24 protein-coding genes and 2 pseudogenes are annotated in these 25,322 nt (G+C 65.6%); 18 read left to right on the top strand and 8 right to left on the bottom strand.

Annotated elements, in window-relative coordinates:
• The first annotated feature begins 12 nt into the window (after positions 1–12).
• Positions 13–867, top strand: a complete 855-nt coding sequence (locus EP379_RS14400) for a CRISPR-associated endonuclease Cas1 (RefSeq protein ID WP_127478465.1) — start codon at positions 13–15, stop codon at positions 865–867.
• Between the two features lie 463 nt (positions 868–1,330).
• On the opposite strand, the gene EP379_RS16770 is transcribed toward EP379_RS14400, so the two are convergent.
• Complete coding sequence (locus EP379_RS16770) at positions 1,331–1,597, bottom strand: helix-turn-helix transcriptional regulator (protein WP_232023923.1); 267 nt, start codon at positions 1,595–1,597, stop codon at positions 1,331–1,333.
• Positions 1,598–1,677: 80 nt separating this feature from the next.
• Entirely contained in the window at positions 1,678–2,805 is a 1,128-nt protein-coding gene (locus tag EP379_RS14390; protein WP_127478464.1) for a Fic family protein, read from the bottom strand.
• Positions 2,806–2,888: 83 nt separating this feature from the next.
• Here EP379_RS14390 and EP379_RS17055 point away from each other — a divergent pair.
• From EP379_RS17055 to menC, 9 genes and pseudogenes are all read left to right on the top strand, one after another.
• Positions 2,889–3,154: pseudogene (locus tag EP379_RS17055) on the top strand (excisionase family DNA-binding protein); the annotation flags it as partial.
• Between the two features lie 89 nt (positions 3,155–3,243).
• Positions 3,244–3,510 carry a type II toxin-antitoxin system TacA family antitoxin gene (locus EP379_RS14380; protein ID WP_127478463.1) on the top strand — a complete coding sequence of 89 codons (267 nt, stop codon included), beginning with the start codon at positions 3,244–3,246 and terminating at the stop codon, positions 3,508–3,510.
• Positions 3,507–4,001 carry a GNAT family N-acetyltransferase gene (locus EP379_RS14375; protein ID WP_127478462.1) on the top strand — a complete coding sequence of 165 codons (495 nt, stop codon included), beginning with the start codon at positions 3,507–3,509 and terminating at the stop codon, positions 3,999–4,001. Before EP379_RS14380 ends, EP379_RS14375 begins: the two co-directional genes overlap by 4 nt.
• A gap of 487 nt (positions 4,002–4,488) precedes the next feature.
• Entirely contained in the window at positions 4,489–4,902 is a 414-nt protein-coding gene (locus tag EP379_RS14370; RefSeq protein ID WP_127478461.1) for an acyl-CoA thioesterase, read from the top strand.
• Positions 4,899–5,798, top strand: a complete 900-nt coding sequence (locus tag EP379_RS14365) for a 1,4-dihydroxy-2-naphthoate polyprenyltransferase (protein WP_127478460.1) — start codon at positions 4,899–4,901, stop codon at positions 5,796–5,798. The genes EP379_RS14370 and EP379_RS14365 overlap by 4 nt, the downstream gene beginning before the upstream one ends.
• Complete coding sequence (locus EP379_RS14360; RefSeq protein ID WP_127478459.1) at positions 5,798–7,141, top strand: isochorismate synthase; 1,344 nt, start codon at positions 5,798–5,800, stop codon at positions 7,139–7,141. Before EP379_RS14365 ends, EP379_RS14360 begins: the two co-directional genes overlap by 1 nt.
• Positions 7,138–8,811, top strand: coding sequence for a 2-succinyl-5-enolpyruvyl-6-hydroxy-3-cyclohexene-1-carboxylic-acid synthase (menD, locus tag EP379_RS14355; protein ID WP_127478458.1), 1,674 nt, complete (start codon positions 7,138–7,140; stop codon positions 8,809–8,811). Before EP379_RS14360 ends, menD begins: the two co-directional genes overlap by 4 nt.
• Positions 8,808–9,647 (top strand): 1,4-dihydroxy-2-naphthoyl-CoA synthase, encoded by an 840-nt coding sequence (gene menB / locus EP379_RS14350; protein ID WP_127478457.1) that lies wholly within the window; start codon positions 8,808–8,810, stop codon positions 9,645–9,647. Before menD ends, menB begins: the two co-directional genes overlap by 4 nt.
• Positions 9,648–9,658: 11 nt before the next feature.
• Positions 9,659–10,696, top strand: coding sequence for an o-succinylbenzoate synthase (gene menC / locus EP379_RS14345; protein ID WP_127478456.1), 1,038 nt, complete (start codon positions 9,659–9,661; stop codon positions 10,694–10,696).
• 190 nt (positions 10,697–10,886) lie between these two features.
• Here the strand turns inward: menC and EP379_RS14340 are convergent, their stop codons facing one another.
• Positions 10,887–12,233: a class I adenylate-forming enzyme family protein gene (locus EP379_RS14340; RefSeq protein WP_127478455.1), complete on the bottom strand. Its 1,347-nt coding sequence runs from the start codon at positions 12,231–12,233 to the stop codon at positions 10,887–10,889.
• Positions 12,234–12,571: 338 nt separating this feature from the next.
• On the opposite strand from EP379_RS14340, the gene EP379_RS14335 reads away from it, so the two are divergent.
• The 4 genes and pseudogenes from EP379_RS14335 to EP379_RS16760 all read left to right on the top strand — a co-directional run.
• The gene (locus EP379_RS14335; RefSeq protein WP_232023921.1) at positions 12,572–14,251 is read left to right on the top strand and encodes a tetrathionate reductase family octaheme c-type cytochrome; all 1,680 of its coding nucleotides are present in this window, start codon (positions 12,572–12,574) and stop codon (positions 14,249–14,251) included.
• Positions 14,248–14,901, top strand: a complete 654-nt coding sequence (locus EP379_RS14330) for a cytochrome b/b6 domain-containing protein (RefSeq protein ID WP_127478454.1) — start codon at positions 14,248–14,250, stop codon at positions 14,899–14,901. Before EP379_RS14335 ends, EP379_RS14330 begins: the two co-directional genes overlap by 4 nt.
• Before the next feature lie 91 nt (positions 14,902–14,992).
• Entirely contained in the window at positions 14,993–16,528 is a 1,536-nt protein-coding gene (locus EP379_RS14325; protein ID WP_197722804.1) for a YiiX/YebB-like N1pC/P60 family cysteine hydrolase, read from the top strand.
• Between the two features lie 155 nt (positions 16,529–16,683).
• Positions 16,684–16,821, top strand: a pseudogene (locus EP379_RS16760) (IS5/IS1182 family transposase); the annotation flags it as partial.
• 222 nt (positions 16,822–17,043) lie between these two features.
• On the opposite strand, the gene EP379_RS14315 reads toward EP379_RS16760, so the two are convergent.
• Both EP379_RS14315 and EP379_RS14310 read right to left on the bottom strand, forming a co-directional pair.
• Entirely contained in the window at positions 17,044–17,463 is a 420-nt protein-coding gene (locus tag EP379_RS14315; RefSeq protein WP_127478453.1) for a hypothetical protein, read from the bottom strand.
• A gap of 310 nt (positions 17,464–17,773) precedes the next feature.
• A complete protein-coding gene (locus EP379_RS14310) occupies positions 17,774–18,199 on the bottom strand; it encodes a c-type cytochrome (RefSeq protein WP_172600504.1) in 426 nt (141 codons plus the stop codon).
• A gap of 79 nt (positions 18,200–18,278) precedes the next feature.
• Between EP379_RS14310 and uup the strand changes: the two genes are divergently transcribed.
• Together uup and EP379_RS14300 are read left to right on the top strand one after the other, a co-directional pair.
• On the top strand, positions 18,279–20,174 hold the full coding sequence (uup, locus tag EP379_RS14305; protein WP_127478451.1) for an ATP-binding cassette ATPase Uup: 1,896 nt from the start codon (positions 18,279–18,281) through the stop codon (positions 20,172–20,174).
• 41 nt (positions 20,175–20,215) lie between these two features.
• Positions 20,216–20,407 (top strand): hypothetical protein, encoded by a 192-nt coding sequence (locus EP379_RS14300; RefSeq protein ID WP_127478450.1) that lies wholly within the window; start codon positions 20,216–20,218, stop codon positions 20,405–20,407.
• Positions 20,408–20,563: 156 nt separating this feature from the next.
• Here the strand turns inward: EP379_RS14300 and cysQ are convergent, their stop codons facing one another.
• Entirely contained in the window at positions 20,564–21,373 is an 810-nt protein-coding gene (cysQ, locus tag EP379_RS14295; RefSeq protein ID WP_127478449.1) for a 3'(2'),5'-bisphosphate nucleotidase CysQ, read from the bottom strand.
• On the bottom strand, positions 21,354–21,911 hold the full coding sequence (gene nudE, locus EP379_RS14290) for an ADP compounds hydrolase NudE (RefSeq protein ID WP_127478448.1): 558 nt from the start codon (positions 21,909–21,911) through the stop codon (positions 21,354–21,356). Before nudE ends, cysQ begins: the two co-directional genes overlap by 20 nt.
• A 116-nt stretch (positions 21,912–22,027) precedes the next feature.
• Here nudE and yrfG point away from each other — a divergent pair, with 116 nt between their 5' ends.
• A complete protein-coding gene (yrfG, locus tag EP379_RS14285; RefSeq protein ID WP_127478447.1) occupies positions 22,028–22,708 on the top strand; it encodes a GMP/IMP nucleotidase in 681 nt (226 codons plus the stop codon).
• Between the two features lie 29 nt (positions 22,709–22,737).
• Here yrfG and EP379_RS14280 read toward each other — a convergent pair whose 3' ends face one another.
• The gene (locus EP379_RS14280; RefSeq protein ID WP_127478446.1) at positions 22,738–23,121 is read right to left on the bottom strand and encodes a YkgJ family cysteine cluster protein; all 384 of its coding nucleotides are present in this window, start codon (positions 23,119–23,121) and stop codon (positions 22,738–22,740) included.
• Positions 23,122–23,216: 95 nt separating this feature from the next.
• Between EP379_RS14280 and EP379_RS14275 the strand changes: the two genes are divergently transcribed.
• The gene (locus tag EP379_RS14275) at positions 23,217–25,259 is read left to right on the top strand and encodes a TonB-dependent receptor plug domain-containing protein (RefSeq protein ID WP_127478445.1); all 2,043 of its coding nucleotides are present in this window, start codon (positions 23,217–23,219) and stop codon (positions 25,257–25,259) included.
• Positions 25,260–25,322 lie beyond the last annotated feature (63 nt).

Below are 25,322 nucleotides of genomic sequence, written 5' to 3'. Positions count from 1 at the left end.
GGAGGAAGATGAATGCTGGCACGGGATACGGATTGGCGACAGGGCGACATACTCACTCGCCAAACTGCGGCACTACTGGGTTTGGTCGAGACGGCGGATGACGAGGTCCGTGCCGTCATCATCACGCATGACTGTGACATCTCACATGAAGCCGAGCATTGCATCGAGGTCATCCTCGCTGACGTAATCGGCGATGCAACCCTTGACCCGCAGCTCTCTTATGCCAAGAACCCGCGTCGACTCCATCTTGCGTACGACGCTGCGGATGGCAGTTCACTGATACTAGAGCTTCGGCAAGGGAATCGACACGCCATCACCAAAGACACCTTTGCCAAGTACGCGGCGAGGGACGATAGCGTCTTGCTCCCAACCGAATCGAAGCGAGTTTTGAAACAGTGGCTTGCCGCCCGCTATGGAAGGCCGGCGTTTCAAAATGCATTCGAGAACCGCCTGAGCAAGCGCTCCGGCAAACGAGAGGTCAAGAACTGGGTTGGAAGGATTCTGGAGCCGGAAGCAAGGCATCTGGTTGGTCTGTTCTTTGATTTGGGGGAGCAGCGCTGGACTGAAGTAGCAGAGGATGAACCATACGTGCTGTCCATATCCGTGGTTTACGACGCCGTCAATGGGGGCTCATCTGCACGTGAATCCGCCGAACGCGTCGCACAGCAGTTGCGCGACCTTTTCGAGAAGGCCTACGGGACACCAGACATAGCCACCGAAATCGCACTCGATGCCTGCGAAGCGGTGCCCGACACGCACATGACGCTTGCCGATCTTCGACGCGTAGATCAGTGGCGACTCGAGTACGTCAGCTTACGCGACGACGAGCAAGGGGATTTTCTTCCCGTTGGTGAGATTCCTGCCTAACTAGCGAGGGCCGGATGCACTCTTTTACTGCTCAGTGGGCCCGCCCCGAATCCTCACTATCAGTGATGGTTACCCACGCACCCAAGCTCACTTCCGCCGAAGGACGGCGCGACCCGATAGGTGGAGGCAGGTTCGGTTCCCAAACCCGGAATCGAACTGGACATCGACCTGAGGCACTTGGCTGATGCCACGGCCGGCGGGAACTGATACGATTGCCGGCACTGGGGGCTGGATTCCGCTCCTTTCCGCAGGAGTTTGCGGCGGTTCTAAGGCGCTGAGTTATATAGGTTTGGCGCAGGCTGCCGCCCCACCTTTTCCCCGTATTTACCCGAATCCTTCCGCACCGACACGCAGGAACCCGCATTCATCCGTATGGCTTGGCAGCAACCCGTTGATTCTCATGAAGCAGATCGATAGCGCGGCAGGATTCCGGTGAGGTATTTGACGAGTCAACAAGCTGCGTTCAGGCCGGCCGCCTGTTCTGAAACGTCGGTATTTGTTGTTTGTTGCCGACAAAACGCAACACTTCACTCTGCGCTCCACGGCTCTTGGTCGAGGTCGCCAGACACGACGCCTCGTAGGCCTCGATGTCGACCTGGCGGTAGAGGACGCGACCGCATAGCTTCAGGAACTTGGGGCCGATCCCCGCGCTGCGCCAGCGCGGAAGCCGGGCCTCGCTGACACTCCAGCGGGTGGCCAGTTGCTTCTGGTTGAGGTGAACAACTTCCATCTTGGTCTCCTTCCGAACGAGTTGGCAGGCGTCCATGAAGGCGCTGTTTGGCCAGCGAGCCAAGTCGTTCCGAGGCGCATTTACCCTGCGGGCGGTTGGTTCAGCTCGTAGGATGTCGAGCGCCCGCCGGCGGCGGATTTGCGCAATACGCCGTGGGCCAGTAGTTCGTTGATGTCGCGTAGTGCCGTGTCCGGCGAGCACTTGGCGATGGCCGCCCACTTGCTGGACGTGAGCTTGCCTTCGAAGCCGCCCAGCAACCGGTTGAGCAGCTTCACCTGGCGCGCGTTCATCGGCGTACCGGCAAAGCGCTGCCAGAAGCGCGCCTTGGTCAGCACGGCGTCGAGGGGGTGCTGCGCCTGATCGACGGCACGGTGCAAGGCGTCGAGAAACCAGGCGAGCCAGTCGGTGACGTCGAGCGTCCCCTTCTGGGTGCGCTCCAGGATGTCGTAGTACGCCTTGCGTTCGCGCTGGATCTGCGCCGACAGGCTATAGAAGCGCTGCGGGCTGCCGTCGGCGCGCGCCAACAGCAGGTCGCCGATGGCGCGGGCGATGCGGCCGTTGCCGTCGTCGAAGGGATGCAAGGTGACGAACCACAGATGGGCCAGCCCCGCCTTGATGAGCGGCGGCTCGCCCGACTCGCCATTGATCCAGTCGAGAAAGCGCCTCGTCTCTGTCTCCAGGCGATCGGCCGGTGGGGCTTCGAAATGTACGCGCTGACGGCCTATGGGACCCGACACCACCTGCATCGGTCCGCTCGCTTCGTCGCGCCAGCCGCCGACCTTGATCTTGGAGAGGCCTGAGTACCCGGTAGGAAAAAGCGCGGCATGCCAGCCGAACAAGCGCTCCCGCGTGACCGGGTCCACGCAGTTGGCCGTGGCATCGAGCACCATCTCGACCACGCCTTCGACATGCCGATCCACCGGCGCCCGGGCCCCTATGTCCACACCCAGGCGACGGGCGATGCTTGAGCGCACGGACTCGACGTCGAGCCGCTCGCCCTCGATCTCGCTGGTCTTGACCACGTCCTCGGTGAGTGCCGAGAGGCTTGCCTGCTCGCGCAAAGCCATGCCGACATCGGCTAGACGCCCGAGCAGCAGACCCTGGGTACGGCTGACTTCGGACAGAGGACCGGCAAGCCGGGTCAGGTCATAGCGGAAGCTGGGCCAGTCACCGGCTTGCCAGAGGTATTTGTAATCACCGCTATTCATGCGGAGATTATGGGCCTTATTCTCCGCATGCGCAAGGCAATCGCCGCGCATTACGCGGTGAATACTGGCGCCGTTGCCGCATCGAGATCGGCGAGGGCAACGCGGTCAGCATTATCCCGATCCATGCCGAACTGGCGACCCAGGACGCAGCGGATGTGCTCAATGTCTGGCGGTCGTTCCTGTTGCAGTTGCTGGAGCGCGGCGAGATCCGGTTCCACAAGATCGGCCCCCACCGCTGTGTCCGCTACCAGGACGTGATCGCCTAAAGAAGCGGATCGACGCCGAGCGCAACAAGGCCCTCGACGCCTTGGCCGAGCGAGCCCAGGCGCTCAAGATGGGGTACGAGTGACCGCCATAAGCGGTAGGCGCGTATTGACAACAGCTACACTCGCCCCTAGGATTTGTGTATCTAACGTGTATGCATACTCGGAGTGAATCATGCGTGACGCCGCCATCAACCTGCGGGCATTGCCTGAGCAGCGCGCTCTGATCGACCGTGCCGCCCAGCTCCTGGGCAAGAACCGTTCGGATTTCATGCTCGAGGCCGCCTGCGACAAGGCTCAGGCGGTGCTGCTGGATCAGGTTTACTTCAACCTCGACGCCGACAAGTTTCAGCAGTTCATTGACCTGCTCGACGCACCGCCCGCGCCCAATCCAGGCCTTGAACGGCTGATGGCGCTGAGGGCCCCGTGGGTCAAGGAATGAGTGCACGCTTAAGCGCGCCTCAACCGCTGACCGCTGCCCACCGTCTTGACGACTTTTCCTGCGGCGAGCCAGCACTTGATGAGTGGCTCAAACGCCGGGCGATGGTCAATCAGCAAAGCGGCGCCAGTCGCACATTCGTCGTCGTGGATCAGGACGACCGCGTTCAGGGGTACTACGCGATGGCCGCGGGGGCGGTCGCACACCGTCTGGCTACCGGCGCAGTTCGCCGCAACATGCCGGACCCCGTTCCGGTCTTGGTGCTGGCCCGGCTGGCCGTCGACACCCGCGCCCAGGGGCAAAAGCTGGGCGGGGCTATGCTTCAGGATGCCGTTCAACGGGCGGTGGTGGTCTCGCAGAACGCCGGCGTCCGGGCGCTACTCGTCCATGCCCTTCATGATCGCGCGAGGCAGTTCTACGAGCACTACGGCTTCCAGACATCGCCGACCGAGCCGTTCACACTGATGCTGCGGTTGGATGCCACCCGGCCATAACGGTCGCGGGTTCGATTCCGGTTTGGGAATCGAGCCGGCCTCGGAAAGCCTACGCGGTTGAAAGGCCATTCCGGTAACCAATCCACCAGAAGAACCGCCTGACCAATCACCGATTCCGGCACGTCAAGCCCCGCTTTTCGCAGTAGCCATCAGGACTTATCAACTTGCCGGAACCCCGGTATCGTGTTCTGCGAGCACGGTTTGACGCAGGCTGCCACCCCACCACCACCATCTTCGTTTCATTCTGCCAAAGAGGCCTGCAAGCGATTGCGGGCCTCTTTGGCTTTCAGGACCGCCTTCGCCACCTGACGCGCATCAAGGTGGCCGGCCTCAGCGCCAAGTAAGCTGTGTTCGGCTACGTCCAATCCCCTGTCGTTCTAGCGTGATTGCAGAGGCTCGCTGCAGGCCGGGCGTGCCGTTGGCCGATGTCGGGGCCGGCCGGTATACTGCGGCGACGGGCCGACACCATTATGAAGGAGCGCTGTCCATGGTTTTCGAGCGCGCCAAACGGATCCGTTTCTCCCATTGCGATCCCGCCGGCATCATCTTTTATCCGCGCTACGCCGAGCTGCTCAACGAAGTCGTCGAGGACTGGTTCGCCGACGGCATCGGCATCGATTTCCGCACCCTCATCGCGGAGCATCGGCTCGGCGTGCCCGTGGTGCGTCTGGAGTGCGACTTTCTCGCCCCGGCCCGTTTCGGTGACACCTTGACCTTCCGCCTTGCGGTGAGCGCCGTCGGCGGCTCGTCGGTGCAGCTGGCCATCGAGGCCCGGCGCGGCGAGACGCCCTGCCTGCGCGCCGCACTGACGATCGTGCTGACCTCGCTGGACAGTTTCCGCGCCGTGCCCATCGACGATCTCTGGCGCGGCAGATTCGCCGCCTTCCAGGCCGAGACATGACCCTGCCCGCCGCTGTCACACCGTCTGCCTGGCGCATCTGGAGTACCGCTGTGCGGCCGCGCACGCTGCCGCTGGCCGCGGCGCCGGTGCTGGCCGGCACGGCGCTGGCCTGGGCGGAGGGCGCGGCCCTGTTGTGGGGGCCGGCGCTGGCGGCGCTGCTGGCGGCGCTGCTGATCCAGATCGGCACCAATCTGCACAACGACGCCGCCGATCACGAGCGCGGCAACGACCTGCCCGATCGCCTCGGCCCGCTGCGCGTCACCGCCGCCGGCTGGGCCAGTGCGCGCGCGGTGCATTTCGCCGCCCGCGCGGTGTTTGCCCTGGCCCTGCTGCTCGGCCTGTATCTGGTCGCCGTCGGCGGCTGGTTCATCTTCGCCATCGGCGTCACCTCGCTGCTCGCCGCGCTGGCCTATTCCGGCGGACCGCGCCCGATATCGCACACGCCGCTGGGCGAGTTGTTCGTGTGGATGTTCTTCGGCCTGCTGGCGGTGGCCGGCAGCTACTGGTTGCAGGCGGCCGGCGTGTCCGCCACGGCGTGGCTGGCCGGCGCGGCGCTGGGGCTGCCGGCGGCGGCGGTGCTGCTGGTGAACAACCTGCGCGATCGGGACACCGACCTCCGCGCCGGGCGGCGCACGCTGGTGGCGCGGCTGGGTGAGGGCGGCGCGCGCTATGCCTATGCCGTGATGATGCTGCTGCCGTATGCGGTGTTGCCGCTGCTGGCGCAGTCCGGCCGCGGCGGCGCCTGGCTGGCGCTGTTGCTGTTGCCGTATAGCCTGCTGCTGGTGCGCCGTCTGCTGACCGGCACCACCGGCGTGGCGCTCAACCGGCAACTGGCGCAGACTGCACAGGCGGCCCTGGGCTTTGCCCTGCTGCTCGCCCTGGGAGTGCTGTACTGATGGCGGCGGTGATGGGGCCGGGTGCGATCACGGCGCTGGAACCGCTGGCCGATACGGTGTGTCGTCTGGTGCGGCAGGCGGTGGATGCCGCGGCGCCGGAACTGGCCGGCGCCGCCGATCTCGTGTCACTCGCACTGCCTTTGCCCGTTGCCCTGCTCGATGGCGCCGTGATCGGCGGCGATACGCGCTGGCGGGCGCCGCACGGTGAGCTGGAATGGTGGGCTGTGGGCACGGTGGTGAGTTATGTCGATGAGGCGCACTACCGGCGCGACTGCGCGCAGTGGCACTGCTGCGGCGATGCCGTTCCGCTGACCTTCTTCTCCGTGCCGCCGGCCACCGAGCCGGCACGACCGACAGTGTGGTTGCCGCAGGTGTTGCTGCGCCGCGATGGCGCCGGCTTTGTCCTCACCCTGACGGCACGGCGCGCTGGCCGCACACCGGCACAAATGGCGGCAGCCTGGCTCGATGCGGTGCGCACGCTGTTCACCGCGCCGGCGTCGCCGGGTCACAGCCGGCTCGTGGCGCAGCAGATCACGCCCGATGCCGCTACCTGGTGCGAGCGAGTGGCGGCGACGTGCGCGGCGATCCGCGCCGGCCGTTTCGCCAAGGCCGTGCTGGCGCGGCGCCTGCGTGTGCAACTGTCGCACGCGGTGGATGTGGGCGGCGTGCTGGCGCGCCTGGCGCAGATGTATCCCGGCTGTCATGTGCTGTCCCTGCCCCATGGCAAGGGGCAGGTGGTGGCGGCCACGCCGGAGCAGCTCGCCATCAAGCGCGGCGGCGAGCTCGTCAGTCACGCCCTCGCCGGTACGGTGCGGCGCCGCCGCGGCACGCAGGAGGAGGCGCTGGCGGTGGCGCAGTTCTTTGCCTCCCCCAAGGAGCGGCGTGAGCATGCCCTGGTGGTGGAGAGCATCAAGGAGCGTATGCTGCAGCTGTGCAGCAGCGTCGAGCATGCGGCGGTGCCGTCGCTGCTGTCGCTGCGTTTCGTGCAGCATCTGTGGACGCGGGTGCATGGGCGCCTGCATGACGGCGTCGGCCTGCTCGACGCGGTGCGTGCGCTGCATCCGACGCCGGCGGTGCTGGGCACGCCCACCGACGCGGCGCAGGCCTGGCTGGAGGAATGCGGCGAGCGGCGCGACGGCCTCTACACCGGCGTCGTCGGCTGGATCGATCGCCGCGGCGACGGCGATGCGGTGGTGGTGTTGCGCGCCGCGTATCTCGAAGACGACAGCGCGGTGCTGTGGGCCGGCGCCGGCATCATGGCCGAGTCCGATCCGGCCACCGAACTGGCGGAAACCGAATTGAAGTTGCAAACCATGCTGGAAGTGCTGGGCTCCAGCGCATGAGCGACATCGCCCTGCGCAATTACCGCTGGGCCTGGGCCCTGCTCGACGGCCTCGCCGCCGCCGGCGTGCGCCGCGCCGTCGTCTCGCCCGGTTCCCGCTCCACGCCGCTCACCCTGGCCGCGCTGCGTCATCCCCATCTCACCGTGCAGGTCTGTGTCGACGAGCGCGCCGCCGGTTTCTTTGCCCTGGGCCTCGCCAGGGCGGAGGCGGCGCCGGTGGTCCTCATCGCCACCTCCGGCTCGGCCGTCGCCAACTGGCTGCCCGCCGTGGTGGAGGCGGACATGGGCTGTGTGCCGCTCGTGCTGCTCTCTGCCGATCGCCCGCCCGAGCTGCACGACTGCGGCGCCAATCAGACCATGGATCAGAACGGCCTGTTCGGCCGCCATGTGCGCGCCTTCCATCCGTTGCCGCCGGCGGAGGACGACAGCCTCTGGCTGGCGCCGTTCGCCGCGCGCGCCGTCGCGCAGACCTGCGGCCCGCTGCCCGGCCCGGTGCACTGCAACGTGCCGCTGCGCGAGCCGCTGGTGCCGGACCCGGTGCCGCTACTGGATGCGACGGCGCGGGTGCCGCAGGCACTGCGCGCCGTGTTGCATCCGGCCGAGGAAACCCTGACTGCGCTGCAACAGATCATCGCCTGCGGTCCCGGCGCCATCGTCTGCGGGCCGCAGGACCTGGGTGCGCCGGCGCGCGCGGCGATCATCGACTGTGCGCAGCGTCTCAACGTGCCGGTGTTCGCCGACGTGCTGTCCGGCCTGCGCTGCGGCACGAATGCGGCGCAGGTGTTGCACCACCCCGACAGCGTGGCGCGCGGCGCGCCCGCGCCGGCCTGGCTGTTGCGGCTGGGCGGTGCGCCGGTGTCGCGCGCGGTGAACGACTGGCTGGCGCGCTGCACGCAGGCGGCGCAGGTGGTGGTGAGCGCGCAGCCGCGCCTGGCCGATCCGGTGGCTACGGCCACGCACGTGCTGCAGGCTGATCCTGGCGCGCTGTGCCGTGCCCTGCATGGAAATCCGGCGACGGAATCCTGGCTGCAGCGATTCAGCGCCGCAGATGCCGTAGCGCGCAAGGCGGCGGCAGCGGCCTGTTCCGGGGAACAACCCTTCGAAGGCGCGGTGCTGCGCGCACTGCTGCATGATCTGCCGGCGCGAACGCCGCTGTTCCTCGGCAACTCGCTCAGCGTGCGCGCCGCCGACTGGTTCGCCGGCGTCACCGCCGCGCCGCTGCGCCTGTTCGGCAATCGCGGCGTCAGCGGCATCGACGGCAATATCGCCACCGCCTGCGGCATCGCCGCGGCGCTGGGGCCGACCGTTGCCGTGGTGGGCGACCTGGCCTTCCTGCACGACCTCAATGCCCTCGCCCTGGGACAGTACTGCCCGCTCACCGTCGTGCTGCTCGACAACGGCGGCGGCGGCATCTTCGATCACCTGCCGCAGGCGACGCTGGCGGAATACGAGCAGGGCTGGCTGACGCCGCAGGCCCTCGACCCGGCGCGGGCCGCGCAGGCCTTCGGTCTCGGCTACACGCGCGCGGACTGCGTCGCGGCACTGCCGGCGGCGCTCCGTTCCGCCATGCAGTCGCCGCACCTGCACATCGTCCACGTCCCCATCGAGCGCGCATACAGCCTGGCGCGCATCCGCAGTTTTCACACACAAGCAAGGAGTTTGCCCGCATGAGCACAACGCAGTGCCATTGGCAGCCGGTTGCCGGCGCCGAGTACGGCGATATCCTCTATCACACCTGCGACGGCATCGCCCGCATCGCCATCAACCGACCGCAGGTGCGCAACGCCTTCCGCCCGGAGACGGTGATGGAGCTGCAGGATGCCTTCGCCCGCGCCCACCGCGACCCCCAGGTGGGCGTGATCATCTTCACCGGCGTCGGTCCCGATGCCTTCTGTTCCGGCGGCGATCAGAAGGTGCGCGGCGACGACGGCGGCTATCACGATGCCGCCACCGCCACGCCGCATCTCAACGTGCTCGACCTGCAGATGCAGATCCGTCGCCTGCCCAAGCCGGTGGTGGCGATGGTGGCCGGTTATGCCATCGGCGGCGGCCATGTGTTGCATTTGGTGTGCGACCTCACCATCGCCGCCGACAACGCGCGCTTCGGCCAGACCGGCCCGCGCGTCGGCAGTTTCGATGCCGGTCTCGGCGCCGGCCTGATGGCGCGCACCATCGGTATGAAGCGGGCCAAGGAGATCTGGTTCATGTGCCGCCAGTACGATGCGCAGACAGCGCTGGACTGGGGCCTGGTCAATGCGGTGGTGCCGCTGGAAAAGCTGGAAGAGGAAACCGTCGCCTGGTGCCGCGACATGCTGAAACTTTCGCCCACCGCGCTGCGCCTGATCAAGGCCGGCTTCAACGCCGACACCGACGGCCTCGCCGGCATCCAGGAGCTGGCCGGCAATGCCACCGGGCTGTTCTACATGACGGCGGAAGGGCAGGAGGGGCGCAACGCTTGGCTGGAAAAACGCCCGCCCGATTTCGGCAAGTATCGCCGCCGGCCGTAAACCATCCTCGCATGCGCATCGTCGCGGCCCACCTGCATTCCTATGCCTTGCCGCTGCGGCGGCCCTGGGTGGCGGCGCGCGCGGTGTTGCACGAGCGCCGCGGCATGCTGCTGTCGCTGATCGGTGACGACGGCCTCACCGGCTGGGGCGACTGCGCACCCTTGCCCAGCGCCGGCAACGCCGCGCAGATCCTCGCTGCGCTGACGGCACTGGCGCAGGAGTTGCCCGGTCGTGATCACGCAGCGGTACGGGCGCTCGAGGTGTCGGTTCCCGAGGTGCGCTGGGCGCTGGAGACGGCGCTGTTCGATCTGGCGGCGCGGCAGCGTGGCGTGCCGCTGGCCGTGCACCTCGGCGCGCAGAACTTCACCGGCAAGGTGGAAGTGAATGCCGCCCTCGGCGCGCTCGATGCACATACGGCGCAACGGGCGGTCGCGGCATTGGCGCAGGGTTATGCCATCGCCAAGATCAAGGTGGGTGTCGGCGGCGTCGCTGACGAACTGACCCTGCTGCACGAAATACATGCGGCAACCGCCGGCCGCCTGCGTCTGCGCCTCGATGCCAATCGCGCCTGGGACGAGAGCGATGCACAACTCTTTCTGAGAGCGATCAGTTCGTTGCCCATCGACGCGGTGGAAGAACCGCTGGCGCAGCCGACATTGGAGCAGTTGCGCGCCTTGCAGCAGTCCCTGCCGTATGCCATCGCTGTGGATGAATCGCTGCCGCAGTTCGGCAGTGCAGCGCTACTGGCCGCCGGTGCCGTGCGTCGGCTGGTGATCAAGCCCGCGCGCATCGGCGGCATCATCGCCAGCCGCGATCTGGCGGCGCGCGCACAGGATGCGGGCATGGAAGTGGTGCTTACCTCGGTGGTCGATTCCGCCGTCGGCGTCGCTGCCGCGGCGCACCTCGCGGCTGCCGTCGCTCCAGAGCTTGCCCACGGTTTTGCCACCCTGGATTGGCTGGCCCGCGATGTAACGATACCACCGGCGATATGTGATGGTAAGTTGATACTCAACACGGCTCCCGGACTGGGTTTGACGCCGGTACCGTAGGATGGGTGGAGCGACAACGCAACCCATCAAACAGCCAGGTATGAGGCACAAGATGCGGGGCGGGAAACGCATATGCTGCGCGCACGGTTTCTTGATGCAAAACAATACGGCACAGCGAGCTCATTCCTCGTATCTTGTTCCTTGTACCTCGTGCCTTTTCTATTGATGGGCTCCGCTCCGCTGCACCCATCTACATGGATGCTGCCAGTTGCCGGATGGCCTGGCGATCCGGTTTGCCGTTGGACAGTTGCGGCAGCGCCGCCACGCGCAGCGCGGCGCGCGGCCGTGCTGCGCCGGCGATGTGCTCACGGCACCACGCCAGCAGTTCCGCTTCATCCGGCGTGCCACTGTAGATCGCGGTGACGATCTCGCCCCACGTGGGATCGGGCCGCCCCACCACTGCAACCGTGGTCACGCCGGGACAGCGCAGCAGCAGCTCCTCCACCAGCGCCGGATGCACCTTCTTGCCGCCGCTGATGATCACCGCATCGGCGCGACCGATGATCCGCAGTTCACCCGCGTTGCTGATCTCCGCCAGGTCGTTGCTGACGAACCAGCCATCCTGCAGACCGTCGCCGCGCTGCAGCTCGGGATTGGCATAGCCGGCCATCACCATCGGCCCGCGGATCTTCAGCCTGCCGTCATGCGTCACCGCCAGCTCGACGCCCGGCAGCGGACGACCGAGTTGCCCCGTGCGCCACGGCAATGGCAGCCGCTCCAGCGTCGCCACCTGCGAGGCGGTTTCGCTCATGCCGTAGGTGGGTTGCAGCGGCCAGCCGCGCTGCACGGCGCGCTCCGCCAACTCCGCCGCCAAGGCCGCACCGCCGATCAGCACATGGCGCAGGGTGGCCGGCGGCGCATCCGCACTGCACTCCAGCAGCTGCGCCAGCATCGCCGGCACCAGCGAGAGATGCGTGATGCGTTCCGTGCGCAGCGCCTGCCACACAGTTGCAGCGTCGAAGCCCGGCAGCAATACCGCCTCGGCGCCGGCCAGCGCGCAGCGCGTGAGAATGGAGAAACCGCCGATGTGAAACAGCGGCAGGCAGGCCAGCCAGCGATCGCCGGGCCGCAGCGGCGTGCGCGTTGCCGAGGCCCGCGCCGCCGCTGTCAGATTGTCTGCCGTCAGCATCACCGCCCTGGGTTGTCCGCTGCTGCCGCTGGTGGCAATCAGCAGTGCGATATCGTTCGGCGCAAGACGTGACGACGGTATGGCTTCACTCTCGGCAGCGGCGAGCAGCGCCGCGGTGTCGATATGGCCGTAACCTTGGTAGCGGAGATCCGCGATGACCACGCTCACTCCGGCCTGTGCCAGCAGGTCGGCGAGCGTTGCATCCGGCAGTCCCGGGTCCAGGGGCATCAGCGGCAGACCGAGCGCGGCGCAGGCATGGGCCAGCACGCACACCGCCGCGGGCGAGGCGGAGATCACTGCGATCGGCCGGCCGTCACCGGCACCGGCAGCTTGCAACAGCGCGATGGCCGCTGCGGTCTTGCGCGCCAGGTCACTGGCGAGCTGTGTGATGGTGTCGTGGGTCTGCATGACAGCCGATCATACGCCGTGCAGCGTGGTGCACGATCTCCGTTATTTTTCGGGGGAATATTAGGGAAGGTCTGAATAAGTCCATCCTGGACTTCTCAGACCACGCCAAGCGAAAAGTGTGATTTTCGCTCGGCTTCATTTTTCAACGACTTATCGTCGTTGAAAAATGGCGGCACATCCCTGTGCCGCGGAAGCTCTGAACTTATTCAGAGCTTCCTTAGCGTTGGCTTCTTGAGCATGGATTTTTGCCGGTTTGTTCTCTGGACTGACAGTTATCAATGCATGTCACGGGCTTCTGTACCAAACTTGCGCCATGTGCATGCACCCGGGTGGAAGTGATGATTAGAAAACTGGCAGTGATGTTATGGGCCGGCCTGTGGCTGGCAGCTGCGGTACCGGCGCAGGAGACGCCGCCACCGGCTGCAGACATGCGTTTTCGCATCGTGGATGACACCACGCCGAGCCAGCGCGATTCCTCTTCCACCGCCGACCACACCAAGTTCAAGGAACTGCAAGGGCCGTTCGCCGACGGCCCGGCGGTGACGCGCGCCTGCCTGGCCTGCCACACCGAGGCAGGCAAGCAGGTGCAGGCGTCCCTCCACTGGACCTGGGAGTACATCGATCCGCGCAGCGGCGCCAAACTCGGCAAGCGCCATCTGGTGAATAACTTCTGCACCAATGCGCGCGGCAACGAGGGGATGTGCGCGCAGTGTCATGCCAGCTACGGCTGGGATGAGAAAAAGGACTTCGGGGCCGCGGGACTGAAATGGCAGGAGCGGGTGGATGCCGGCAGCGCCGAGCATGTCGATTGCCTGGTGTGCCACGACCGCAGCGGCGGCTATTACAAGGTGCCGCCCACCGAGGGCAACGAGGCGTGCAGCGTGATGTTCGAGGGCAAGGCGCCCATCGATTTCGCCAAGGTGGCGCAGAGCGTCGGTGCGCCGGGGCGCGAGAACTGCGGCGCCTGCCACTTCTACGGTGGCGGCGGCGATGGCGTGAAGCACGGCGATCTCGATTCCTCGCTGAAGCGGCCCGACCGCGCCCTGGACGTACACATGGATGCCAAGGGCCTCAACTTCGCCTGCTCGCAGTGTCATGTGTCCGATCGTCACCGCTGGGCCGGCAGCCGCTACAACATCACCGCCAAGGACATTGAAGGTACCGGCAAGCCGGGGATGCGCCGCGACGTCGCCACCTGTGAATCCTGTCATGGCCTGCAACCCCACCCCAACGATTCCGTGGCGCGCGTGAAGCTCAACGATCACGTCGATCGCGTCGCCTGCCAGACCTGCCACATCCCGGCCATGGCGCGCGGCGGCGTCGCCACCATGACGCAGTGGGACTGGCGCACCGCCGGGCGCACCAAAGAGGGCGTGGGCTACAAGGAGCACGACTACACCCAGGGCAACGGCACGGCGCGCGACACCTACAAGTCCATCAAAGGCAGCTTCGTCTACGGCGAGAATCTCACCCCGTACTACGCCTGGTTCGACGGCCAGATGCAGTACACGACCATCGACACCCGCTTCGATCCGGCGCAGGGTCCGGTGGCGATTAACGGTTTCAGCGGCGCGGCGGCCAATCCGGATGCACGCATCTGGCCGTTCAAGCGTATGCAAACGGTGCAGCCCTACGACAAGGGCAACAACACCCTGGTGTACATGCACCTGTGGGGCGACGATGCGGACGCCTTCTGGGGCAACTACGACTTCGGCCGCGCTATCCGCGCCGGCATGGAGCGCGGCGGCCTGCCCTACAGCGGCGAATACGGTTTTGTGGAGACGCTGTCCTACTGGCCCATCACCCACATGGTGGCGCCGAAGGAAAACGCGCTGGCCTGCAACGAATGCCACAGCCGCGACGGTCGCCTCAGTGAACTGAAGGATTTCTATCTGCCGGGCCGCGACGGCCGCTGGCTCGACTGGATCGGCCTGTTGCTGGTAGGCGGCGCGCTGCTCGGCGTCGGCGGCCACGCACTGTTGCGGGTCTGGTCTGCGAAGGGGAGGGCTGCCGCATGAGCACGCGCATCATCATGGTCTACAGCCGCTTCGAGCGCTTCTGGCACTGGACGCAGATGGCGCTGATCTTCACCCTGCTGTTCACCGGCCTCGCGGTGCGCGGCGTGCACGGCATGATCGGTTTCGACACGGCGGTGACGGTGCACACCTGGTGCGCCCTCGCGCTCATCGCGCTGTGGCTGCTGGCGATCTTCTGGCACTTCACCACCGGCACCTGGCGCCACTACCTGCCGACGACCCAGGGGCTGTGGGCCGTGGCACGCTTCTATGCCTGGGGCATCTTCAAGGGCGAGCACCATCCCTACCGCAAGGCCTACTGGCGCAAGCACAATCCGTTGCAGGCACTGGCCTATCTCAGCCTCAAGCTGGTGCTGTTCCCGGCGGTGTGGCTGTCGGGCCTGCTCTATCTCGCCTACGACTTCTGGGGCACGGCGGGCGGTGCGCTGGGCTGGGTCGCCGCGGTGCACGTGCTGAGCGCCTACGCCATCCTCGCCTTCGTCATCGCCCACATCTACCTGCTCACCACCGGCCATTCCTTCGCCGAACACGTCAAGCCGATGCTCACGGGCTACGACGAGGTGGACCTCACCCCGGTGGAGGAGGCCTATCTGCGCGAGAGCGGCGCGGTGGCGATGAAGGAGCCGTCCTGAGCGGCGCCTGCTGCGGCCGTCCTTGTGGCGGCCGTGCCGTGTTTGGCACACTGGGCGGCAGGCATAGTGTCACGGCGGAGGGCAGGGAGGCATGAGCATCATGCGGAAGAGTCTGTGCGGATTGTGGCTGCTGCTGGCCTGGCCGGTGCACGCCAGCATCGATCCGATCCTGGAGGGATGGGAGGCACCGCCGGCGCCATCGCTGTGCGCGACGCACCTGCAACAGGAACACAGCGCGGTAGCGCAGGCGGAACAGGTGCTGGCGCGGGAGCTGGAGGACTACCAGCAACTGGTGGAGCAGGCCCTGGTGTATCGGGCCAATACCATCGCCGAGGGGCGCCGCCTGAAGCGCGTGAACGGCCCGCTGACCGGTGCCGATCTGCAGCTGCTCAACGAAGGCATGGTGCTGCATCTGCATCTGCGCGAGCGGCTGCTGCAAATGGCCGAGCAGCATGAGTGCTGGCTCGATGCCGATGCCGAGCTGAACCGCCTCCTTACCCCGCAGCAGCGCCTGGAAGGGGTGATGCTGTCCCTGTCTGCCGCCCTGGTGCTGTACGACAACTATCTGCTCGCCATCACCCTGTTCGAGGAGGACGTGCGCCTGCGGCGCATGCTCAACGCCAGCGATTCCGGCTACGGCATCGGCAGCGAGATCCTGGCCGCCATCGGCCGCTCCTACAACTCCATCGGCAACCGCGCCCGTGTGCGGCGCGCCATCCGCTTTTATGAAGAGGGGGCGCGGCGTCATGCCTCCGCAATCAATGTCGCGCCACGCCTGCGCTATCTGCAGAGCCTGATCGAGCAGAGCGCCTCCTATGACATGACCAAGGCCTTTTCGCCGGCCTACGTGGTCGGGCGCAAGCTGAATTTCATGGGCCGGGTGACGGGGGATCAGCTGGCCGACGTAGCGGCCGGCGGCGTGAGCGTGTTCAGCATGCTGTTCGGCAACACCGTCGGCCTGGTGGAGACGCGCCACGGCAAGCTGTACCAGCGCACGGATGTCGCGGCGGTGGTGGCCGCCCGGCTGCAGGCGGGCGACATCCTGCTGGAGAAGACGCCGTTCCGCCTGACCGACGCCCTGATCCCGGGCCACTGGGGCCATGCCGCCATCTGGATCGGCACCGAGGCGGAACTGCGCGACCTGGGCCTGTGGGACCACCCGCTGGTGGCGCCGCACCAGGAGGCCATCCGCGCCGGCGCCGGCGTGGTCGAGGCCCTGCGCTCCGGTGTCGAGCTGAATCCGCTGGCGGGCTTTCTCAACATCGACGACCTCGCCGTCCTGCGCGCGCGGGACAACGATCGACAGCAGCGCATCGGGCGCATCCTCAACGCCCTGCGCCAGATCGGCAAGGGCTACGATTTCAACTTCGACGTGGAAACCACCGACCGCATCGTCTGCTCGGAACTGGTCTACGCCACCTACACCGACATCGGCTGGCCGACCACCAAAACCCTCGGCCGCGCCACCATCAGCCCCGATCAGGTGGCCGTGAAGGCGCTGCCCGGCGGGCCGCTGGAGCTGGTGCTGCTCTACCACGACGGCAATCCGGTGACGGAACAGCCGGCCGCGCTTCATGCGCAGCTGTTGGGAGGGCAGGATACGCTGGCTTTGTCACGTCCAGAGTAGTTTGGTGCCCTCAGCCTTGCTCCGTGACTATGGCGGATTGCTGGGGAACCCGGGCCAGGAGTGCAGCAAGGGGGATGGGTGAGAGTTTTTACTCTGACCCCGAGCTCCGAGAGTTTTTACTCTGACCCCGAGCTCCCCGAGCTCGCAGCATCGGTGTCATCAAACGGATATTCGGTTTCGCCAAGACCCGCTACCGGGGATTGGAGAAGAATGCCAACCGCCTGTTTGTCACCTGCGCCCTGGCCAACATCTACCTGGTGCGCAGGCAACTCTTGCACACGTTGGAGGCGTAGTGCCGATGCACTACGCCAAATGCGGCTCACGGGCCGCCGGGATGAGCAAATACCGGCGCTGCCGGTGCGATTCGGCGTGTGATGACTCGCTGATATCGACGACTTGCTCATATTGGATTACTTGTTCAGGGCATCCCTAGAACATCATGGTGTAATGCCGAACGTTTAAGGTGAGGGGCCGAGGCAAGTGTAGCTTGCCGAAGGTCCCTCTCGACCGCGATGTTAGACGCCATAGCCTTCATTACGACATGTAACTTGTTTGGGCCGTGACTTGGTAAAGGCCTTGGCCTTTGCGTCGACAAACCAGAAACTATGAATGTCGCTCGACCATTCACGGCTTTCGGCGTGGCGGACAAATGCAATGACATCATGCCTGAGCACGCCATTGACTTTGCAGTCTCCGTAGTTGACGGAATAGCCGGGCGGTACCACGGGTTGTTTCATTTCAGCCAGTATGGTGCCGCCCGCAGAGACAAGCCGCCAAACAAACGACTGCCGATCTCCTGGCGCGGGCCAGACCTCGACGCTTGCGCTGCTTGATTCAGCAGGTGTTACGAGCCAGATGACAAATGATTTGGGTTGAGCAAAACTCACCCCGGCTACGAAAGCAGTAAATAGCGTGAGTATGAGACGACGACCCATGGTGTCTAACTACTATTCGGCGAACTATCCGCCGCATATGCGGACGGGATGCCCGCGCTGAATTTCGATATTACTTTCAGTATCAATGGATTGCCAATATTTCCTGTGCGGCTTTCTACCGCCGCTATGCCGCTGAATGGCCGCATAGCAGCGAAAAAGGAATATGCGCCGCACAGTGGCGGCCGCGGGATAGCGTTTGATTGCCAGAATTCAACAAGTTGCATCTCCTGATCCGCAATATGCCGCGCGGCATTTCGGTGTCGACCGGCAATTGTTTCACTCAAGCGTCCGCATCTGGCCGAAAACCGCCTCATTGTTTGCGAAACTCCCGATGACAGGTGCGGCAGGTTTCCAGCACGTCGGTGTAGGCCTGTTTGCGCCGTTTTGCATCCGCCGCTGTTTCTTCCAGCACTGCCGCGTTCTTCCCCAGCCGTTGCGCCAGTCCGCTGAATTCCTCCCAGCGCTGCCAGATCTCCGCTTTGGCGTCGCTGCCGGCACCGTGGCTGCCGGGGGGGAACATCTCGGGGATCATGCGGCTGAAGACCTGCAGGGCACGGGCGTGTTCGGCGAGGTGGGCGGGCAGTTCGACGCCGTCGTTGACGATGGAGGCGGCGGCGCGCAGGTGGCGCTGGGCCCCTTCCATGACGCGGCTGCGGTATTCCATCAGTTCGGCGCTGCCGGCGGCGTTGGCCGCGGGCAGCAGGAACAGGAGGCAGACGGCCCAGAGGTAACGCATCGGCTCTCTCCGCATGGGGTAAGTCGGGGGCTGACGTGAGAGAATATAGTTTCCTTTTGTTCTGGTTTGGATGTGGGTCATGGCGTTACTGGGTTTGCGTGGTATTACGGTCAGCTTCGGCGGCCCGGCCCTGCTCGACCGGGTGGAGCTGTCCATCGAGCGCGGCGAGCGGTTGTGTCTGGTGGGGCGCAACGGCAGCGGCAAGTCGACGCTGATGAAGGTGCTGTCCGGCGAGATCGTGCCGGAGGATGGCGAGGTGGTGCGCCAGGGCGGCCTGAAGGTGGCGCGCCTGACCCAGGAGGTGCCGCACGGCCTGACCGGTTCGGTGTATGACGTGGTGGCGGCGGGGCTGGGCGCGGCCGGCGCGCTGCTGGCCGAGTATCACCATGTCAGCCACGAGCTGGCGGCGGACTGCAGCGACGCGATGCTGCGCAAGCTGGAGCAGGTGCAGCAGCGGCTGGAGGCGGCCGGCGGCTGGGAGCTGAACCGCGAGGTGGAGACGGTGCTGTCGCGCCTGGAGCTGCCCGCCGAGGCCGAGTTTTCCGCCCTCTCCGGCGGTCTCAAGCGCCGCGTGCTGCTGGCGCAGGCGCTGATCACCAAGCCCGACCTGCTGCTGCTGGACGAGCCCACCAACCATCTCGACATCGACGTCATCACCTGGCTGGAAGAATTCCTGCTCGGCTTCAACGGCACCCTGCTGTTCGTCACCCACGACCGTTCCTTCCTGCAACGCCTCGCCACCCGCATCATCGAACTGGACCGCGGCCGCCTGACCTCCTGGCCCGGTGATTTCGCCACCTACCTGCGCCGCAAGCAGGAGGCGCTGGACGCCGAGGCCGGCGCCAATGCGCTGTTCGACAAGAAGCTGGCGGAGGAGGAGGCGTGGATCCGTCAGGGCATCAAGGCGCGGCGCACGCGCAACGAGGGCCGGGTGCGCGCCCTGGAGGCGATGCGGCGCGAGCGTACCGAGCGGCGCGAGCGCCAGGGCACGGCGCGGCTGCAGCTGAATGAGGCGGAGCGTTCCGGCAAGCTGGTGGTGGAGGCGGAGGGCGTGTCATTCAGCTATGACGGCAAACCGGTGATCAAGGATCTGTCCACGGTGATCATGCGCGGCGACAAGGTGGGCATCATCGGCCCCAACGGCGCCGGCAAGACCACCCTGCTGCGCCTGCTGCTCGGTCAGCTGGCGCCGCAACAGGGCAGCGTGCGCCTCGGCACCAAGCTGGAGGTGGCCTATTTCGATCAGCACCGGGCCATCCTCGACGAGGAGAAGTCGGTGCTGGACAACGTTGCCCAGGGCAGCGAGCAGATCACCGTCAACGGCCAGAGCAAGCACGTGATGAGCTATCTGCAGGACTTCCTGTTCGCCCCGGCGCGGGCGCGCACGCCGGTCAAGGCCCTGTCCGGCGGCGAGCGCAACCGCCTGCTGCTGGCGCGGCTGTTCACCCATCCGGCCAACGTGCTGGTATTGGACGAGCCCACCAACGACCTCGACATGGAGACACTGGAGCTGCTGGAGTCGCTGCTGGTGGACTACAGCGGCACCCTGCTGGTGGTGAGCCATGACCGCGCCTTTCTCAACAACGTGGTCACCTCCACCCTGGTGTTCGAGGGCGGGGGGCGCATCGGCGACTATGTGGGCGGCTACGACGACTGGCTACGCCAGCGCCGCAGCACCCCGGCAGAGCGGCCGGCGGAGAAGGCCGCGGCGCCCGCCACCCCGGCAGCGCCGCGCGACAGGCCCAAGGCCAAGATGAGCTACAAGGAACAGCGCGAGCTGGAAACCCTGCCGCAGCGCATCGAGGCGCTGGAGGCGGAGCAGCAGGCGCTGCACCAGGCCATGTCCGCGCCGGATTTCTACCAGCAGGACAAGGCGGCGGTCGCCGCGGCGCAGGACCGGCTGGCGGCCCTGGAGGGCGAGCTTGCCGTCGCCTACGAGCGCTGGGAGATGCTGGAGGCGCAGCAGGCAGGATGATGTATATTTCTATGACCACCACCCCCAGGAATCCCGGTTGCATGAGTGACAACGACGGCACCAGCCAATGTATCGAGGCCCTGTGTCAGCTGGGTTGCGACAGCGTGCGCAACACCATCGCCGCGCTGGAGGCCGGCCAGCCGGTAGCCCAGATGGACGGACTGGATGCGGAGCAGCGCCGGCGCGTGCTGACCGAGCTGAAGGCCATCATGGCGGTGTATGACAGGGGCTAGGGACTAGCCCGGCATAGGGCGCGCCATGGGCGCCGTGTTGCGGCGGGCACGGCCCGCCTTATGACTGATGGTATTTTCAGGTTTGGTAGGATGGGTGGAACGAAGTGAAACCCATCGGCCAAAGTTCATGATGGGTTGCGCTGCGCTTCACCCATCCTACAGATACTGCGACCAGTCCACCGTGGCGTCGCCGTAGGCGAAGAAGTAGGGATTGAGCAGCGAGTCCTTGGTGTTGTAGCGCAGCGGCCGCATGGCGGTGTCGGTGATGCGGCCGCCGGCCTCTTCCACGATGCACTGCGCCGCGGCGGTGTCCCATTCCGAGGTGGGGCCGAGGCGCGGGTAGATGTCGGCCTTGCCCTCGGCCACCAGGCAGGACTTCAGCGCGCTGCCCATCGGTATCAGTTCATATTCCCCCAGATTGGCGAGAAAGGTCTCCATCGCGGCGCCGCGGTGCGAACGGCTGCCGGCGATGACGGCGCGGTTGCCGGTCCAGCGGCGGCAGTGCAGGCGCACCGGCTGGTTGACGGCATCCCGCTTCCAGGCGCCCTGGCCGTGGCAGGCGTAGTAGTACACACCCAAGACCGGCGCGTAGATGATGCCGAGCAAGGGCATATGGTCTTCGACGAGGGCGATGTTGACGGTGAACTCGCCGTTGCGCTTGACGAATTCACGGGTGCCGTCCAGCGGGTCCACCAGCCAGTAGCGCCGCCAGGCGGCACGTTCGCTGTAGGGGATGTCGGCGCATTCCTCGGAGAGGATGGGCAGGTCCGGGGTCAGCTCGCGCAGGCCGGCGTCGATGATGTGGTGGGCGGCGGTGTCGGCGGCGGTGAGCGGCGTGCTGTCGTCCTTGTGCTCGACGGCGAAGTCGCTCTCGTAGATCTCCATGATCTTGCGCCCGGCCTCGATGGCGATCTCGATGGCCGGCGTCAGCAGGTTGCAGGGATCGTTATGAGGGTGCTGACTCATGCTGAAGGTGCTCCCGGGTGAGGAACAGCGCAGCGATGCTGCGTGCCTCGGTGAAATCATCTTGTTGTAATAGTTCTGTCAGGCGCTCAAGCGGCCAGGGCACCACCTCGATCTCTTCCGGTTCGTCGCCCGGCACCTTGTGCGGATAGAGGCCGCGCGCCAGCACCACATGGGTGGTGTGGCCGAGGTAGCCCGGCGCCAGGGAGAGGGAGGTGAGGTGGTGCAGGTGGCGGGCGCCGTAGCCGATCTCTTCCATGATCTCGCGGTTGGCGGCATCGACAATGGACTCCTCGCCCTCGATGCGGCCCTTGGGCAGGCCCAGCTCGTAACGGTCCACCCCGGCGGCGTACTCGCGGATCAGCAGCACGGTGTCGTCGTCGAGCAGGGGGACGATGAGGACGGCGCCGCGCGGGCCGCCGATGAGCCGCTCGAAGCGGGTCTCGACGCCGTTGGAAAAACGCAGGTCGACCTGCTCGATACGGAACAGGCGCGTCTGAACCAGCGTCTTGGTATGCAGAATCCTGGGTTTTTCGCGCATCAGATCAAGTCGTCGGCCACCGTCCCGCCCGGCCGATGATACCCGAGGCGCCAGGGAGGGGAAACCTGCCCTTTTGGGGTGACATGCGCCGGCAAGGGCGCAGTACAATGCCGGCCATGACCATTTCCGCTACCCAACCCATGCCCTGGGAGGAGATCGACACTGTCCTGCTCGACATGGACGGTACCCTGCTCGATCTCAATTTCGACACCTATTTCTGGACCGAGCATGTGCCGCAGCGCTATGCCGAGAAGAACGGTATTGCCCCGGAGCAGGCCAAGGCCCAGCTCTATCCCCGTTTTCACGCGGTGGCGGGAACCATGGACTGGTACTGCCTGGATTACTGGACACGCGAGCTGGGGCTGGATATCGCCCTGCTCAAGGAGGAGGTGGACCACCTCATTGCGGTGCATCCGCAGGTGCCGGAGTTTCTGGAACGGCTGCGGGGGATGGACAAGCGGGTGGTGCTGGTGACCAATGCTCACATGAAAAGCCTGGCGCTGAAGATGGAGCGCACCCGCCTGGCCGGGCATTTCGACGCCATCGTCTGTTCCCACGATTTCCGCCTGCCCAAGGAGGATCCGGCGTTCTGGGAGCGCATGCAGCAGCGCGAACCCTTCGCGCCCCGCCGTACCCTGCTGGTGGATGACAGCCTGCCGGTGCTGCGTGCCGCCCAGAGCTACGGTATCGCCCACCTGCGCGCGGTGAGCAAGCCGGACAGCCGCCAGCCGTTGCGTGAGGTGACCGAATTTCCCGCCATCGCCGATTTCGGCGATATCATGCCGCTGGCGGAATAGGCAGATGCCGTATTCCGGATTGCCCCGGGCTATTTGCTCTTCTTGAAACGCTTGTCCCACTTCTTGAAGCGCTTGCGGCAGTAGGCCAGCAGGCTTTCGTAGCTGTCGAAGAACTTCTTGAAACTGTCTTCCGCCGGGGCGTCGTACTCGCAATAGTCGTTGGAATGCTGGCGGCAGATGTCGGGGCGCTCCTCGTAGATGCCGCAGCCTCCACCCGGCAGCAGGTGACGGCAGGGGGTGTTGACCAGCAGATACCAGCCGTCTTCATCCTTGTAGATGCAAACGTTATGATGCGAAATCTGCCACAGCAGGTGGTCGAAGTCGTGCATCGAGCGCGGCGTATCGATCTGCTGGGTGATATAAGTACAACATTTGGAGTTGCGGCAGAGGCTGCACTTGTTTTCGGCGGACATCGGAGCTTGCTTCACGATAGTTGGGACGGGCCCGGCAGGGCTGATCCGTGCTATGGTAGCACGGCGCCCGCCTTGCGGCGTCCGGGGAGAGTCGGGTGGGGAGCACAAATAACAACAGGGTTAAAGTCCTCGGTGCATTGCTGGGATTGGCGGCATGGACCGGCCACGCGCAGGCGGCGGACGAACTGGATTTGGCGCTCGGCGAGCAGGATTTCTTTGCCGAGCTGCCGGTAATCCTCACTGCCACACGTCTGCCGCAGCAGCGTGCCGACGTGCCGGCGGCGGTGACCGTTATCGATCGGCAGATGATTGAGGCGGCCGGCGTGACCGATATCCCCTCGCTGTTCCGGCTGGTGGCCGGTTTTCAGGTGGGCCATGACCGCGAGTCGCGGGTGACGGTGACCTATCACGGCGCCAGCGACCAGTTTTCCCGCCGCATGCAGGTGCTGGTGGACGGGCGCTCCATCTATACCCCCATCACCGGCGGCGTCGACTGGGTCGACCTGCCGGTATCGCTGGAGGATATCGCCCGCATCGAGGTGACGCGGGGCCCCAATGGCGTGGCCTATGGCGCCAACGCCTTCCTCGGCATCATCAACATCATCACCTTCCATCCGGCCGATGTGCAGGGCTTTGCCTTCAAGACTACGCTGGGCGAGGACCAGTACCGCAAGGGCACCATGCGCTATGCCGGCACTGAAGGTGCCCTGGACTATCGCCTTACCGTGGAGCAGCGTGAGGACAGCGGCCATACCGATCTCAATTGGGATAATGGTGCGCTCAAGGCGGCCAATGACGATCAGCGCACCACGGCGCTGACCCTGCGTGCCGACTACCGCGCCACGGTGAATGACTATCTGACCTTCCATGTCGGCGAGAGCCGCGGGCCGCGGGAGCGTGGCTATGGGCCGTCGGAGGATGATCCCATCCGTTGGCAGCAGTCCCATGGCGATTATCAGCAGTTGCGCTGGAAACACATCCACAGTTCGACGGAAGAGTTCAGCGTGCAGGTTTACCGCAACTACCAGCTGCACTCGGACGGCGTGGTGGCGGATATCCCGCCGTTTGTGCTCGGCCTGGACTACACCATCGAAACCGAGCGCTACAACCTGGAGTTCGAGCACCTGTTCGCCCCGGCGGATGACTGGCGTCTGGCCTGGGGTGCCGAGGCGCGTATCGACTACAGCCGCGCCCCCGGTTATCTGGGCACGCCCGATGCCTACAAGCACAATCTGTATCGCCTCTTCGCCAATGGTGAGTGGCAGCCGGATGAGCGCTGGACCGTCAACGTCGGTGCCCTGGTGGAGCACAATGAATTCAATCGCAGCAACACCTCGCCGCGTCTGGCTGTGAACTACCGCGTCGATGAGGCGCATTATCTGCGTGCCAGCTATACCGAGGCCTACCGCACCCCGGCGGTGTTCGAGCAGCGGGCCGATGCCGCCGTGCTGCTGCAGCAGCCCTTTCCGCCGCTGCCGGCCGGTACGGCCATGGATCAGATCTATTACAGCGCCGGCAACCTGCGGCCGGAGCACATGACCTCCTATGAGCTGGGCTTCGGCAGCTATGCGGCCGACCGCCGGGTGGGGTACGAAATCAAGCTGTACCGCGAGGAAATACGTGACGTCATCGCCCCGTATATCGACCCGGCACAGACCCAGGACGAGTTGATGAACTTCGGTGCGTACAAATTCACCAATGACGGCAGCACCAACATCACCGGTTTCGAGATCCAGGCCCGCGTCCAGCCGACGGACGCCAGCCTGATCAGCCTGGCCTATGCCTATGCCCATGCCAGGGGATATACGCTGGACCGCGTCACGCCCGATGAATATATCGACATGTCGGTGGCGACACCGGAGCACACCCTGAGCCTGTTGCTGGCCAGCCGTCTGTCTGCCGACTGGCATGGCAGCCTGGGGCTGTACCATGTCACCAACTTCGAGTGGCCCGGTGCCGGTGATCCGGTCAGCTTTACGACTGCCGATGCCACCCTGCGCAAGCAGTTCAGGAATAATGGTGCGGAAGGCGCCATGTTCTTCACGGTGCGCGATCTGCTCGGCCCCTACTATGATTACGTGAATGACGTGTTTCTCGAGAAGCGCGTCTACTTCGGCATCGAATTGCAGGTGCCCTGAGGAAGGGGAACGCTGCCGGACGCAGCCCGCCAATCATGCGCTTAGTTGAGGAAAGGATGCCGA

This window comes from Sulfurivermis fontis, from assembly GCF_004001245.1.
GTDB lineage: Bacteria > Pseudomonadota > Gammaproteobacteria > Thiohalomonadales > Thiohalomonadaceae > Sulfurivermis > Sulfurivermis fontis.
This window is presented reverse-complemented; position numbering and strand designations above follow the sequence as displayed.